13 protein-coding genes and 1 tRNA gene are annotated in these 13,204 nt (G+C 62.3%); 12 read left to right on the plus strand and 2 right to left on the minus strand.

The window, feature by feature from the left end; translation table 11 throughout:
- Positions 1 to 70 precede the first annotated feature (70 nt).
- From B9A15_RS03680 to B9A15_RS03715, 8 genes are all read left to right on the plus strand, one after another.
- Positions 71 to 691 (plus strand): LysE/ArgO family amino acid transporter, encoded by a 621-nt coding sequence (locus tag B9A15_RS03680; protein WP_084408680.1) that lies wholly within the window; start codon positions 71 to 73, stop codon positions 689 to 691.
- Between the two features lie 263 nt (positions 692 to 954).
- On the plus strand, positions 955 to 1,455 hold the full coding sequence (locus B9A15_RS03685; RefSeq protein ID WP_139798183.1) for a hypothetical protein: 501 nt from the start codon (positions 955 to 957) through the stop codon (positions 1,453 to 1,455).
- A gap of 35 nt (positions 1,456 to 1,490) precedes the next feature.
- Positions 1,491 to 2,369, plus strand: a complete 879-nt coding sequence (locus B9A15_RS03690) for an aldose 1-epimerase family protein (protein ID WP_084408682.1) — start codon at positions 1,491 to 1,493, stop codon at positions 2,367 to 2,369.
- Between the two features lie 184 nt (positions 2,370 to 2,553).
- Entirely contained in the window at positions 2,554 to 3,372 is an 819-nt protein-coding gene (locus B9A15_RS03695; RefSeq protein ID WP_084408683.1) for an ion channel, read from the plus strand.
- Between the two features lie 208 nt (positions 3,373 to 3,580).
- Positions 3,581 to 4,306, plus strand: coding sequence for an aquaporin (locus tag B9A15_RS03700; RefSeq protein WP_084408684.1), 726 nt, complete (start codon positions 3,581 to 3,583; stop codon positions 4,304 to 4,306).
- Positions 4,307 to 4,351: 45 nt separating this feature from the next.
- Positions 4,352 to 4,765 carry an arsenate reductase (glutaredoxin) gene (arsC, locus tag B9A15_RS03705; protein WP_084408685.1) on the plus strand — a complete coding sequence of 138 codons (414 nt, stop codon included), beginning with the start codon at positions 4,352 to 4,354 and terminating at the stop codon, positions 4,763 to 4,765.
- Between the two features lie 377 nt (positions 4,766 to 5,142).
- Positions 5,143 to 5,859 (plus strand): chromosome partitioning protein ParA, encoded by a 717-nt coding sequence (locus tag B9A15_RS03710; protein WP_210190471.1) that lies wholly within the window; start codon positions 5,143 to 5,145, stop codon positions 5,857 to 5,859.
- Positions 5,860 to 6,150: 291 nt separating this feature from the next.
- Positions 6,151 to 7,941 (plus strand): DUF4214 domain-containing protein, encoded by a 1,791-nt coding sequence (locus B9A15_RS03715; protein ID WP_084408686.1) that lies wholly within the window; start codon positions 6,151 to 6,153, stop codon positions 7,939 to 7,941.
- 438 nt (positions 7,942 to 8,379) lie between these two features.
- Here the strand turns inward: B9A15_RS03715 and B9A15_RS03720 are convergent.
- A tRNA-Val gene (locus B9A15_RS03720) sits at positions 8,380 to 8,454 on the minus strand.
- A 103-nt stretch (positions 8,455 to 8,557) separates the two neighbouring features.
- Positions 8,558 to 8,923 (minus strand): cell cycle two-component system response regulator CpdR, encoded by a 366-nt coding sequence (cpdR, locus tag B9A15_RS03725; RefSeq protein WP_084408687.1) that lies wholly within the window; start codon positions 8,921 to 8,923, stop codon positions 8,558 to 8,560.
- 340 nt (positions 8,924 to 9,263) lie between these two features.
- Here cpdR and B9A15_RS03730 point away from each other — a divergent pair, with 340 nt between their 5' ends.
- From B9A15_RS03730 to B9A15_RS03745, 4 genes are all read left to right on the plus strand, one after another.
- Positions 9,264 to 10,163, plus strand: coding sequence for an N-formylglutamate amidohydrolase (locus tag B9A15_RS03730; protein WP_244556778.1), 900 nt, complete (start codon positions 9,264 to 9,266; stop codon positions 10,161 to 10,163).
- A 110-nt stretch (positions 10,164 to 10,273) separates the two neighbouring features.
- Complete coding sequence (locus B9A15_RS03735; RefSeq protein ID WP_084408689.1) at positions 10,274 to 11,314, plus strand: ABC transporter substrate-binding protein; 1,041 nt, start codon at positions 10,274 to 10,276, stop codon at positions 11,312 to 11,314.
- Between the two features lie 14 nt (positions 11,315 to 11,328).
- Positions 11,329 to 12,369, plus strand: coding sequence for a FecCD family ABC transporter permease (locus B9A15_RS03740; protein ID WP_084408828.1), 1,041 nt, complete (start codon positions 11,329 to 11,331; stop codon positions 12,367 to 12,369).
- Complete coding sequence (locus tag B9A15_RS03745; RefSeq protein WP_084408690.1) at positions 12,366 to 13,130, plus strand: ABC transporter ATP-binding protein; 765 nt, start codon at positions 12,366 to 12,368, stop codon at positions 13,128 to 13,130. The genes B9A15_RS03740 and B9A15_RS03745 overlap by 4 nt, the downstream gene beginning before the upstream one ends.
- Positions 13,131 to 13,204 lie beyond the last annotated feature (74 nt).

Genomic DNA, 13,204 nt, shown 5'->3' on the forward strand with positions numbered 1-13,204 from the left:
AATCCCTTGCCGGGCCTATGGTGGAGGGCTAGACACGATTAGAGGTCCACACCTTCTGGTCGCGTCATTAATGCCTTTCGACTCCGTCACCGCGTTGCTCACCGGTTTCTTGACCGGCTTCAGCCTGATTCTCGCCATTGGCGCTCAGAACGCCTTCGTGTTGCGCCAGGGATTGAGGGGCGAGCATGTTTTCGCGATCTGCCTGACATGCGCCGGCGCGGATGCTGCGCTCATCGCGCTGGGCGTCACCTCCTTCTCGATCGTGGCGGAAATCCTGCCAGGGATCGAGGTCTGGCTGAAATGGTTCGGCGCCGCTTTCCTCGTCTGGTACGGGGCGACCCGCCTCTGGGCCGCCTTCAAGGGCGACGAGACGGGCATGAAGCCGGCCGAAAACGAGCAAGCAAGCCTCAAACGGGCGATCCTGACATGCCTCGCCTTCACCATTCTCAACCCGCATGTCTATCTCGATACGGTGGTCCTCGTTGGCTCGATCGCCAGCCAGTTCGGCGGTGATCGGGCCTATTTTGGCCTTGGCGCCGTGGCCGCTTCTTTCGTGTTCTTCTTCTCCCTTGGCTATGGCGCGACATTGCTGCGCCCGGTCTTCGCCAAGCCCGCGGCCTGGCGCGTTCTCGATATGGTCGTTGGCCTCACCATGCTGGTGATCGCAGCGATGCTGCTGACGAGCGGTTGAGGGGTCCTTTTAGGGGCCGCGCATGCGCCTCGCCTCTTCGAGCGGTCTCCGGCATGGATGCCCGAAAAGTCACGGCCTTATCAGAAACCGTATAATCGCCTCGAAACGGGCGATTATTTCGCCTTCCAGGCTCGAACGGGGCTGACTGGGATTCCACTTTCTCACTCAACGCCCTAGGCTTGAGAGAGACCCGAATGCGGGGCCTTGAAAGGCGAGGGCGCCGTTCAGGCGAAGGAATGCTGGTCTAAGGGATGAAGCCAGACATGCCGATGCGATCAACGATCATTCTGGCCGCCATCGCGACGATGCCGCTTGCCGCGTGCGGCCACAATTCGAGCGACGACCCACCGCGCAGAGGGCAGGGGTCCCTTTTCGGCCTCGCTATGCCGAGCCTCGAAATGCCCGAGGTCAATGTGACTCGGATCTTGACGGAAGGCGGGGGCGGCGAAGATTTGTCGCGCACGACGACGGCGCAGGCCAGTGAAGCAGAGCGCGCCGCGATCGCTCTGGCCGTGAAGGGCGCCTTTCCCCAAGACTGGACAGTGCGCGTCCTCGGCCTGAAGACCGGTCTTTCCCCAAGCGGCCAGTTGATGGCCTGCGGCATTGCCAATGCCACTAAGCCCGGCGGCGACAGTGGCTGGAACGGCATCTTCCGAACCGAGACGACCCGGCGCACCGGCGAGACACGCCTGAGGCAGATCGCTGGTGGCGGAACGGACCGGCTCGTGGCTTATTCCCATTGTCAGGCCCTCGGCCTCGGCTGACTTGTGATAGCTCGCATCGAGAGGGGTGGGGTTCGATGACTGACCGGTTTGCGTTGAAAGCCGAGGGCGTCAGCGCCGTCGTCAAGGCTGAAGGGGCGGAACTCGTCAGCCTGAAGGATGCTGGCGGCGACGAGCTTCTTTGGCAGGCGGGCCCGGAATGGCCGCGTCACGCGCCCGTGCTCTTCCCTGTCGTTGGCCGGCTGTCAGGCGATACCCTCCGTCATGACGGGCAAAGCTATGCGATGGGGCAGCATGGGTTCGCCCGCGATCGCTTGTTCGAGGCGGTGGAGATCGGCGATGATCGGCTCGTGATGCGCCTTCGCGACGATGCGCAAAGCCGTGCCGTCTATCCGTTCCCCTTCATCCTCGACCTGATCTATGCGGTCGCGGGCGCAAGCCTCTCCGTGACAACCCGCGTCACCAATCCGGGCGAGACGAAGCTCGCCTGCGGCGTTGGCGCGCATCCAGGTTTTCGATGGCCGCTCGCCAACGGGGTCGCAAAGGAGCGCCATCGCATTGTCTTCGACACCCAAGAGACCGGTTCGGCCCTCGGCGTCGAGGCAGGCCTTCTCAGCGCGCCCAAGCCGCTGCCCTTCGATGGGCGTGTTCTGCCGCTTTCCGAGACGCTGTTCGAGCGGGACGCTCTTGTCATGCCGAATGTGGCGAGCCGTAGCGTCAGCTATGACGCGCTGACCGAGGCCGGGGATGTTCTCCGGTCCCTGGCGGTTTCCTGGGAGGGTTTTGGCGATCTCGGCATTTGGTCGAAGCCCGGCGGCGCGCCTTTCGTCTGTATCGAGCCCTGGTATTCGATGGCGAGCCCCGTCGATTTCGACGGCGACATTTTCGATAAGCCCGGCATATTGGTGCTCGATGCAGGGGACAGCCGCGAGTTGACCTGGCGGGTCGCTCTCTGAACCGCTTTCGCTCGCCCCGGCCGAATAGGGCTCTCGGCCCTTTCGAAGGCGGGGGGAATCCGCGAGGCCTTGAGCGTTCTCGCCTCCTCGCATGCCAAACCTTTGACGTCGAAGGATCGGGCGATAGCTCCTTTCGTCCGATGCGCCCAGGACGGTGCGTTGCGAAGGGATCGAGAGAGAGCGAATGACAGCGCAGGACGAGGGGCATTCGAAGGCGAAAGAGCGTCGGCATCGCTCCACGGTCGCGCGATTGAGCTTTCGTCTCCGCCGCCTTTACCATGGCAATCGCCCCAAGGCCTTACGGTTTCAAATCGTCGTCCTGTTCGTCGATCTCGCCATCATTGCGCTGTTCGTAGTGACGCCGGTCATCCGCGACACGGACTATTATCTGACGATCGACTATACGGTCGCGGCCATATTGAGCATCGATCTCCTGGCTCGCGCCTTTGCGGCGCGCGAGTTTCTGAGATGGCTGCGACAACCCTTCGTCCTCATCGACATCTTCATTCTGATCACGCTGCTCTGGCCCTATACCTTCATCAATTTCGGGTTTCTGCGTATCGTTCGGCTCTGGGCCCTGTCGCAAAGCGGCAATCTCTGGCGTCCCTTGCGCCGCTCCCATTGGGCCGAATACGAGCTGGCCCTGAAAGCCGTGGTCAATCTCGTCACCTTCCTTTTTCTGGCTACGGGCTTCATCTACACCTTCTTCTTTCGCGAAGGCTCGGGCATCGAGGGCTATCTCGACGCCCTTTATTTCACCGTCGCCTCGGTCACCACCACCGGCTATGGCGACATCACGCTGGACGGGCCAGGCGGCAAACTGACCTCCATCGTGATCATGATCATCGGGATATCGCTCTTCGTGCAGCTTGCCCAAGCGATTTTCAAACCGCCGAAAGTCCATCATCAATGCCCCCAATGCGGGCTTCAGCGGCATGATCCCGACGCGGTCCATTGCAAGGCTTGCGGCTACCAGCTGAACATTCCCGACGACGACAGCTAGGCACGTGATCTCGTTCCGGGCTGTCGGCTTTCCCACGCCTTTGGCTGTTCTTCGGCTTTTGAATGGGGACGGGCGCCGGTGTAACGACGCCGGCACAACCGCATTGCAATCTTCCAAGGATATTTGTATTATCGCATCATGATCGAACGCGCATGGTGAAAGCATGGCGTTCCGTTGGTGCGAACGACTCCGGGGGAAGGTCGCCAGAATGGGCCAGAGCGTGACGTTCGATCTTCGACGCCGGCTGATAGCCGAGGGTCTTGGTACGGCCTTCCTGGTCGCGGCCGTGGTCGGTTCGGGCATCATGGCTGAGCGCTTGACGTCGGATACAGGACTTGCGCTTCTGGCCAACACCATTCCGACGGGTGCGATCCTCGTCGTTCTGATAACGGTGTTCGGTCCGATATCGGGGGCACATTTCAATCCGGCCGTGACCTTCGTCATGGCCCTGCGCGGTGCGATTGGCCGCGACGCGGCGCTTGCCTATGGATCGGCCCAGATCGTTGGCGGCCTGTTGGGCACGATCGCAGCTCACCTCATGTTCGAGCTACCGATCCTCGATCTGTCGGCTCACGCCAGAACGGGGGCCGCGCAATGGTGGGCCGAGATCGTCGCGACGTTCGGGCTCGTTGGCTTCATTCTCGGCGGTTTGCGTTTTGCGCCGAGCTCGATCCCCTGGCTGGTCGGCCTCTATATTACGAGCGCCTATTGGTTCACCGCCTCGACGAGCTTCGCCAATCCGGCGGTCGCGATCGCCCGAGCCTTCACCAATACGTTCTCCGGCATTCGGCCGCTCGACGTACCGGCGTTCGTCGCAGCTCAATTCGTCGGTGCGTTTCTCGCCTTCTTCCTTTTCGAATGGCTGTTCAATCCGGGCCAGCAGCTCACCATACGCGGCGCGATGATGAAAACCGATGAGCGAGCCGTCGATTGAGCGGCTGAGAACCAGCGACGCCTTATCGTTTCCCAGGGAGATTTCATGCCCACCACCATTTATCACAACCCGAATTGCGGCACCTCGCGCAATGTCCTCGCCATGCTGCGGCAGGCCGGCGAAGATCCTGAGGTTATCGAATATTTGAAGAACCCGCCGAGCCGGGACCTCTTGCAGCAGCTTCTCGACATGATGGGTCTCACGCCGCGCGAAATCCTGCGCGAGAAGGGAACACCCTATCACGAGCTCGGTCTCGGCGATCCGAAGCTCTCGGACGACGAACTCCTCTCTGCGATGATGGAGCATCCGATCCTCATCAATCGGCCGATCGTCGTAACCGACAAAGGCGCCGCCCTCTGCCGTCCGTCCGAGGCCGTGATGGCGCTGCTGCCGGAGGGCGCGGTCGGCCTTTATACCAAGGAGGATGGCGAGGTCGTCGGTTCAGCGTCGAAGGATTGAGCTTCTCGGCGCACCAGCCGCCGCGCGATGCGCTTGTCGAGTGGCAAGCGCTCAGGATCGGCAAAGCTCGGCCTCGGGCGTGCGGTTGCCGGATGCCCGGCCGTTGTAGCTCTGCATCTCATCCGGCGTTGCCGGTCGGCAACGCCATCCATCGCGCCTCCGATGTTCCTTTTCGCGGTTGCGAGCACGGGAGTATCCGCAAGGCCCTGATTTGAAAGATGGCAGCAAGTGTAACGGTTTCTTAAGGCTTGCGGCGGACTGACGTTGGAGGGCGCGCGTTAACCATTCGTTAACCATCTCGGGCGGAAATGCTGGCTGACGAGAGGGCGCTGAGCGTCGTCTCAAGCCAATGATTTCGCAAGGAAAACGAGCTCGATATGGTGCCTGTTCTGACGATTGGGTCGCTAAAGGCCTCCGGCGCGACGACGCTTGCCATGACTCTGGCCGCCGTGGTCTGCGGCGCCGACATTCCGGTGACGCTCATCGATGCGGCGCGCGATCCCGACGCTGCCGACTGGGCCGAGAAGCGCCAACTCTCCGCTCGCCTCCGGATCGTGCGCGCCTGTGACCCGATCGAGATCGAACGTCTGGTGCGCGGTGCTCGCCGGCGCGGCGAGGCGGCGATCGTTGATGCGGGCACCGATCCCGAGACTTTGCTGTCCTCCAGCCGGCTTGCCGATCAAACGCTCATTCCGGTCCGCTTCTCGCCGCTCTCGGCCTTCGCGGCGGTTGCGACCGACCGGCTGCTCGCCGCTGACGAGACGAACGGGCGTCCGGGCCGCACCCGCGCCTTTGTGGCGAGCGCCGTGACGCCGATCCCAAGCCGCGTCGCCCGCGCTGTCGAAGATCTGATCCTTGCGAGCCCGACGCCGCGTCTGCCGGTCGGCCTTTCCTTAAGGGCGGCCTTCGAGGCGCCTTTCCTCAATGGCGGTAGCCTGTTCACACTGGGCGACGACGAAGCGCCCGGCCTTGACCGCGCTCGCGCCGAAGCGGCGATGCTGGCTTATGAAGTCGGTCTCCTCGGCCCGAAGAAGGTCAATCTCAACCCGGTGAGCGAACCCGCCAGGCCTCTCCGCCGTCCCCTCGCGGCTTAAAATCTTAAGGGAAAAGCGGCAGCAGGCGTCGTGCCAGCGCGCGGTACGCGAACGATGTGCCACATCCAGGCGTCGGCGAACGATCGCCTGGATACTGGTCTTCAAACGCGCTGGCTGACGTTCGGTTGGCCGGAGAAAATCATTAGCAAATCGCGAATTTCAGGCAAGCTGATTGTTGTTGCTTCCAGCTTGTCGTTACGTACACCTTTGGATAAATCTTTCGCTTCGGGGAGGATACGGTAAGCGCGGAGCAGACCGGGAATCCGCTCCGCGAACCCTCCAGAGGCATTTATGGGGAAAGCGCTTTCTTACGATCTTTCGACGACGCCTGACGTTCTGCGTCCGATCGTTGGCAACATGAAGTGGGACAATTCCGGCGCCGCGCCGCATGTCACCTTCAATATCGTTCAGCTCAGCAATGCTGCCGAACTGGAGCGTTTCAACGCGCTCATCGTTGATCCCAACAATGCCGATCAGAAGCCGATGGACGCCGATCTTCCGGCGTCATTCGTCACCGATATTCAGTATTCGATTGCGATTTTCCAGGAATTCATCAATCTCAGTATCGCGTTGACCGACGACATCAACGCCGATTACTTGATGGGCCAGGATAACAACGCCAACAGTCTTGGCGTGACGACCAATCCGTCGGGCGCGCAGAGCTTCTGGGCGGTGAATATCAATGCCCCGAACCACCTTGCGACGCCTGAGCTCGGTGGTGGTGGCGACCGGCTCGAGACGATCCTCCATGAGATCGGTCATTCGCTGAACCTCAACCATCCGCATGGTGCCGATTCGGGATCGACCTCGACCGGGCTCGATCAGTATCAGCAGGTCGCGCCCTATCAGTGGCATCAGACCATCATGTCCTACACGCCGCCCCCCAATGTCGTCCTCGGCGAAGACGGTCCGGGGTCTGAATTCGGCCGGGCCCTGACGCCGATGGCGCTGGATATCGCTGCGCTTCAGCAGATCTACGGCGCGAACATGACGACCCGCGCGGGCAACTCGACCTATACGCTGACCGATGCCGGCACGACGGCTATCGACACGTCGGGCGACACGATCTCTGTCGGGCGCGCTTATTACGGCATCTGGGATACGGGCGGTAACGACACGATCCAATATTCAGGGACGAGCCGGGCGCTCATCCAGCTCTCGGAGGCAACGCTGACCACGGCACCAGGCGCCGATGTCAACGCCCTCGTTGCCGATGTCCAGGCGTCGAAGGGTTGGTCCACGCTGTCCGCTGAAGCCCAGAACGAGATTGCGAGCGGGACCGGTCAGGCCGGCGGCTTCTTCTCTTCGCTTCTGAACGAGGCCGGAACCCGCATCCAGGGCGGCTTTTCGATCGCGAAGGGGGCAACCATCGAGAACGCGATCGGCGGCTCGGGCAACGACATCCTGATCGGCAACGGCGCGGCCAATCGCCTGATCGGAAATGACGGCGACGACACGCTGATCGGCGGCGGCGGCAAGGACGTGATGATCGGCGGCGGCGGCAATGACGAGTTCCGTGGCGGGACCGAGACCGACGGGGCCATCATCGCCGTTGCAAGGGCGAGCGCTCAGGTAACCTATAACGGTTCCGGCAATGGTTCGGTCACCTCGGCTGCCGGCACCGACGCATTCGCGTCCGTGGAGCGATTGATTTTCACCGACGAAGGCGTTGCCTACGATACCGGGGCCGGCGAAGTGGCGGGCGTCGTCTTCCGCACCTATCAGGCGGCCTATAACCGCGCGCCCGACGAACCGGGCCTCGGTTTCTGGATCAATGCGGCCGACAAGGGGATGTCCTTCGCCGAAGTGGCGGCGGGCTTCATCCGCTCGTCGGAATTCGCAACGGCTTATGGCAACGATCCGACGAACCAGACCTATGTCTCCAAGCTCTACGAGAACATTCTCGGCCGGGCAGGCGAACAGGCCGGCATCAGCTTCTGGGAAGGCAAACTCGCTGAGGGCGCGACCCGGGAAACGGTGCTCTACACCTTCGCAGAAGCCTCCGAGAATCTCGACCGGACGGCGGCGGCCATCGCAAATGGCGTGGTCTACGATCTTGTCGCGGACAACGTCTTCGCCTGATCTGTCTTAAGCTTCTCTGATTCGATCCAAAGGCCGGTGCACCATGCGCCGGCCTTTTTTGCGACCGTCTCGACGAAGCACGTGTCACGCTGACGACCGACACGGTGAAGGGGGGCGCGATTCGACGCCGTTGACGAAGAGTGCGCAGGCGGCGGCCAGTCCCGTGCCGCCAAGGTCAGGCATAAGGTGTCCGACGGGTTCAATCGGGCTCCGTATCAAAGCCCGCGTGGCGCTTGAGCAGCTTTAAAAATCCGTATCGCGAAGCGATCAAGCGGATTTCGTATCAGGCGCTTCGAGGAGCTCGACGATGTTTACGCCGTATGCCGTTTCGCTCGGAACGGCACGGAGAGCGACAAGGCTGATCGGATCAGCAGCCGAAACTACCCGGGTCATGACCCGGATGCGCCATTGTCATCAAAATGAGATGGAGGTGTCGGATGGTGGGCGTGACAGGGATTGAACCTGTGACCCCTTCGATGTCAACGAAGTGCTCTCCCGCTGAGCTACACGCCCAACCGACGTCGGCGGATAGACCATAGGGCCTCGCCGCCGTCAATAGGGTTTCGCGAGGAATTTTTCGATGCCGGCATCGAAGCGCGAAACCCTCATCGAACGCTTACGCAGCGTCCGCCAGCATCTTGCCCACCTCGTCCACGAGATCGCGCAGATGGAACGGCTTCGACAGGATCTTGGCGTCCTTCGGAGCCTTCGAATCCGGATTGAGCGCCACGGCCGCAAAACCGGTGATGAACATCACCTTGAGATCGGGATCGAGCTCGGTGGCGCGTCGCGCCAGCTCGATACCGTCCATCTCCGGCATCACGATATCGGTCAGGAGCAGAGAGAAGGGCTCCTCGCGCAGGCGCTCATAGGCGCTGCCGCCATTGTCGAAGGCGACGACCTCATAGCCGGCGCGTTCGAGCGCCTTGGCCAGAAACCGGCGCATATCGTTGTCGTCTTCGGCGAGCAGGATTTTCGTCATTCCCGTTTTTTCCGCGTTCTGCCGCCGGGCAGGCCCAGCCCGGACTCCAAAAAGTGCGTTCTGTCCTATAGCAGATCGGCCCAACAAATCCTAAAGAGAATGGACGCACGCTGAGCTTCGGCTATCTTCGCTCAAGGTTTGCGACAAGCGTGGACTTTCCGCCATGGTTTACGCTTCGCCGGTCGGTCGGTTCCGGTCCAGCGAAACGCAGAACGCCGTTGCGTGGTGATGGGTCGCAGGAGCACCCGGATCGGCAGCGGCCTATATGGGCGATCACGGAGCAGGCGGCCGAGCGTTCGCAAAGGCAGGCCAAGAGACGACGCAAGGAGACGAGATTCGGTTGGCGACGGTCCCGACAGTCATCACTGGTGATGGAGAGACGCCCGCTTTCGAGCTTTTCGAGCCGGCGGTCCCCACAACGCCCCTGGTCTTCTGCTCGCCCCATAGCGGTCGTCACTATCCGAGAAGCCTGACCGATCTCTCGAAACTCGACGCGCGCACGATCCGGCGTTCGGAAGATCTCTTCGTCGACGAGCTGTTCGGCTTTGCGCCCGAAATCGGGGCGCCGCTCATCGCGGCGAATTTTCCCCGTGCCTTTCTCGACGTCAATCGCGAGCCCTATGAGCTCGATCAGGCGATGTTCACCGGACGGCTGCCCGATTACGCCAATACCGGCTCTCTGCGGGTCGCCGGCGGTCTTGGCACGATCCCGAAGATCGTCGCCGAGGACACCGAGATCTATCGCGCGCGGCTCGACGTGGAGGAGGGGCTGGAGCGCGTCGAAGTGTTCTATCGCAGCTTTCACGAGGCCTTGGGCGCGTTGATTGCCCGAACCAAGGCGGCGTTCGGCATGGCAATCCTCATCGACTGTCATTCCATGCCCTCCACCGTCCGCGCGCTTCCAAGCGGACGGCGCCCCGACGTCGTGATCGGGGATCGCTATGGAACCAGCGCCGCGGCCCGGCTCGTCGCCATGGCAACCTCCGGTTTTTCCGGCCTTGGCTATGATGTGATGCGCAATAAGCCTTATGCCGGAGGCTTCATCACCGAGCGATACGGTAAGCCCTCGATCGGTCAGCATGCGATCCAGATCGAGATTTCACGTTCGCTTTATTCGGACGAGGCCGAATTGCGACCCCATCAGGGCTTTGCGACCGTCCGCTCCGAACTGCGTCAGATTTTCACCCAGATGGCCTTCGACGTGGAGCGCGAATATCTGCGGCCGCTGGCGGCTGAATAGGCCGTTGCCCGCCGGGCGCGACGCGGGACGGTAAATCTCTACCCAAACACTCTTGTTTTCTTTGGCGCGGCAAATTACGCCATGCCCAACTGTGTGATGGGGCTCTTGCTATGATCAAACTGAACAGAAGCTTCTTGGCGCTTGGCAGCGTGTTGGCGGCGGTCTTTTGTACCTCCGTCCAGGCCGAGCCGACATCCTATCCTTTGACGATTGAGAACTGCGGCCGCGAGGTCACCTTTGCAAAGGCCCCGGAGCGCGCCGTCGCCCTTGGGCAGAACAGCGCCGAGGTGATGTTCATGCTTGGTCTGGAAGACCGGATGGTCGGCACGGCCTTCTGGCCGAACAAGGTGTTGCCCGAGCTTGAGGCGGCCAATGACAAGGTCGAGGTCCTGTCGGTCGAATTTCCGACCCTGGAATCGATCTTGGCGAAGAAGCCCGACTTCGTGGCCGCGATGCTGACCACTCTTCTGGGACCGGACAGCAAGGTAGCCAAGCGCGAGGACTTCGAGAAGTTCGACATTCCGACCTATCTGTCGCCAAGCGCCTGCACCGTGGTGGCCGATAAGGAGAATGCCAGCGCCAGCGCTGCGACGAGCGTCTACGGGCTGCGCAAGGACCTGTGGTCGATGGATCTTCTTTATCAGGAGATCCGCGATCTTTCCCGCATATTCGACGTTGCCGATCGCGGCGAAGCGCTGATTGCCGATCTGCAAGCGCGCGAGGCGGCGCTGAAAGAGGAATTTCCCAAGCGCGACGACCTGACCTTTCTCTTCTGGTTCTCGAGCCCGTCGCCCGCCGACGACGCTTATCTGGCTGGCGGCAACGGTCCGTCGGGCTACATCGCCCATCTTCTGGGCGGCTCGAACGCCCTGAAGACCGAAGCGGAGTGGCCGGCATTGGGTTGGGAAGGCATTATGGCTTCGAACCCGACCGTCATCGTCGCCGCCCAGGTGGACCGCAAGCGTTGGGGTCTCGACGAGGCCGAAAACAAGATCGCCTTCCTCACTTCCGATCCCACCGTCAGCCAGATGGAAGCGGTGAAAGCCGGGCGTATCGCCGTCATGAGTGGGGCGGCGACCAATCCGAGCATTCGCACCCTCTATGGCGCCGAGGAACTGGCCGAGCAGCTCAGGACCTTCGACCTTCCGTGAGCGTGCATCATTCCGTGAGTACCCACCACCATGGCGGAAGCGGGGCTGGCTGGCTGGCCCTGTTTTTGGTGCTGTCGCTTTTGCTGCTGGGGCTCGTGGTCGCCATTGCGACGGCCATCGGTGATTATGCCATCGGTCTCGACACGGTCTTTCTTGCGGTCACGAACGGGCTCGGCCTGACAGGCGCCGATATTTCGCCGATCGAGCAGAGCGTCGTCTGGGACCTGCGTCTCAGCCGGGCGCTCGTGGCGGCGCTTTCCGGGGCCGGGCTCGCCATTTGCGGCGCGATCCTGCAGGCTCTCCTACGCAATCCGCTCGCCGAGCCTTTCGTCCTTGGCGTATCGGCGGGCGCATCCACTGGCGCTGTCTGCGTCATCGTTCTGGGCATCGGCGGCGGCGGCCTGTCGCTTTCGATGGGCGCCTTTACGGGCGCCTTCTCCGCTTTTGCTCTCGTCGCGATCCTGTCCAATGGGGCGACGAGTGGGCCGAACCATACGATCCTCGCAGGGGTCGCGGCGGCGCAACTCTTCAATGCACTCACCTCCTACATCGTGACGACGTCGGGCAACGCTCAACAGGCGCGCGACGTGATGTTCTGGCTGCTCGGAAGCTTTGGCGGCGTGCGCTGGCCCGATTTCCATCTCCTGATCATCGTCGTGGTCCTGGGGCTCGGCGTCTGCCTCTATATGGCCCGTGCGCTCGATGCCTTCACTTTCGGCGATGAGGATGCGGCGGCGCTCGGCGTTCCCGTCGCGCGCATCCGGCTGGTGCTGTTTGCGCTGACCGCGATGATCACGGCGACGATCGTCAGCATGGTTGGTGCGATCGGTTTTGTCGGTCTCGTGGTGCCGCATGCGGCCCGTTACGTCGTGGGGCCGATGCATCTGCGCCTGCTTCCTGCCTCCGCGGCCATCGGCGCCGTCTTCATGGTGCTGGCCGACATCGCCTCGCGGGTGATCGTGAGCCAACAGACGGTGCCCATCGGCGTGGTGACCGCCTTGGTCGGCGTTCCCTTCTTCGCCCTGATCCTTTACCGCTCACGGCCGCAGACATGACGATTGAGGCGCACAATCTGGTTTGGGGTGTCGGGCGCAAAACGATCGTGCGCGATGTCTCAGTGTCGGTGCAAAAGGGCGAAACCCTTGGCCTAATCGGCCCGAACGGGTCGGGGAAGTCCTCGCTTTTGCGCCTTCTGGCGGGCCTGCGGCAGCCACGATCCGGCGATGTGAGGATCAACGGGCAGGATGTGGCGCGGGTCTCGCGCCGGGCGCTCGCGCGGCAGGTCGCCTTCGTGCAGCAGAATGCCGCGACGGATACCAATGTCAGCGTGCATGATGTGGTCAAACTCGGCCGCACGCCACATCGCTCGGCTCTTGCGGGCTGGTCGGCGGCGGACGAGGCGGCCGTCTCCAACGCTTTGGCGCAGGTCGACATGCAAAGCCGCAGCGGCCAGGCCTGGCAGACGCTGTCGGGCGGCGAACGCCAGCGCGTCCATATCGCGCGCGCCCTGGCGCAATCGCCCATCGTCATGTTTTTGGACGAGCCCACGAACCATCTCGATATCCATCATCAGATCGAAATCCTGCGAATGGTGCGCGATCTTCCTCTGACGAGCATCGTCGCCCTGCACGACCTCAATCTCGCGGCGATGTTCTGCGACCGAATCGTGGTCATGCAGGATGGCGCGCTGGTGGCCTGCGGCTCGCCCGGAGACGTGCTGACGGAGGCCTTGTTGCACAGCGTCTTTAGGGTCGCGGCATCGGTTAGCGCCGCCGATGCGTCGGAACGGCCTCATATCCGCTTTCGCAGCGAATGATACGGTGTCCGACGGGTCCAGCCGGGCTCCGTATCAGAGCCTGCGCGGCGCTCGCGCGTTGCAGCGGGCCGATG

The organism is Fulvimarina manganoxydans, from assembly GCF_900176465.1.
Lineage (GTDB): Bacteria > Pseudomonadota > Alphaproteobacteria > Rhizobiales > Rhizobiaceae > Fulvimarina > Fulvimarina manganoxydans.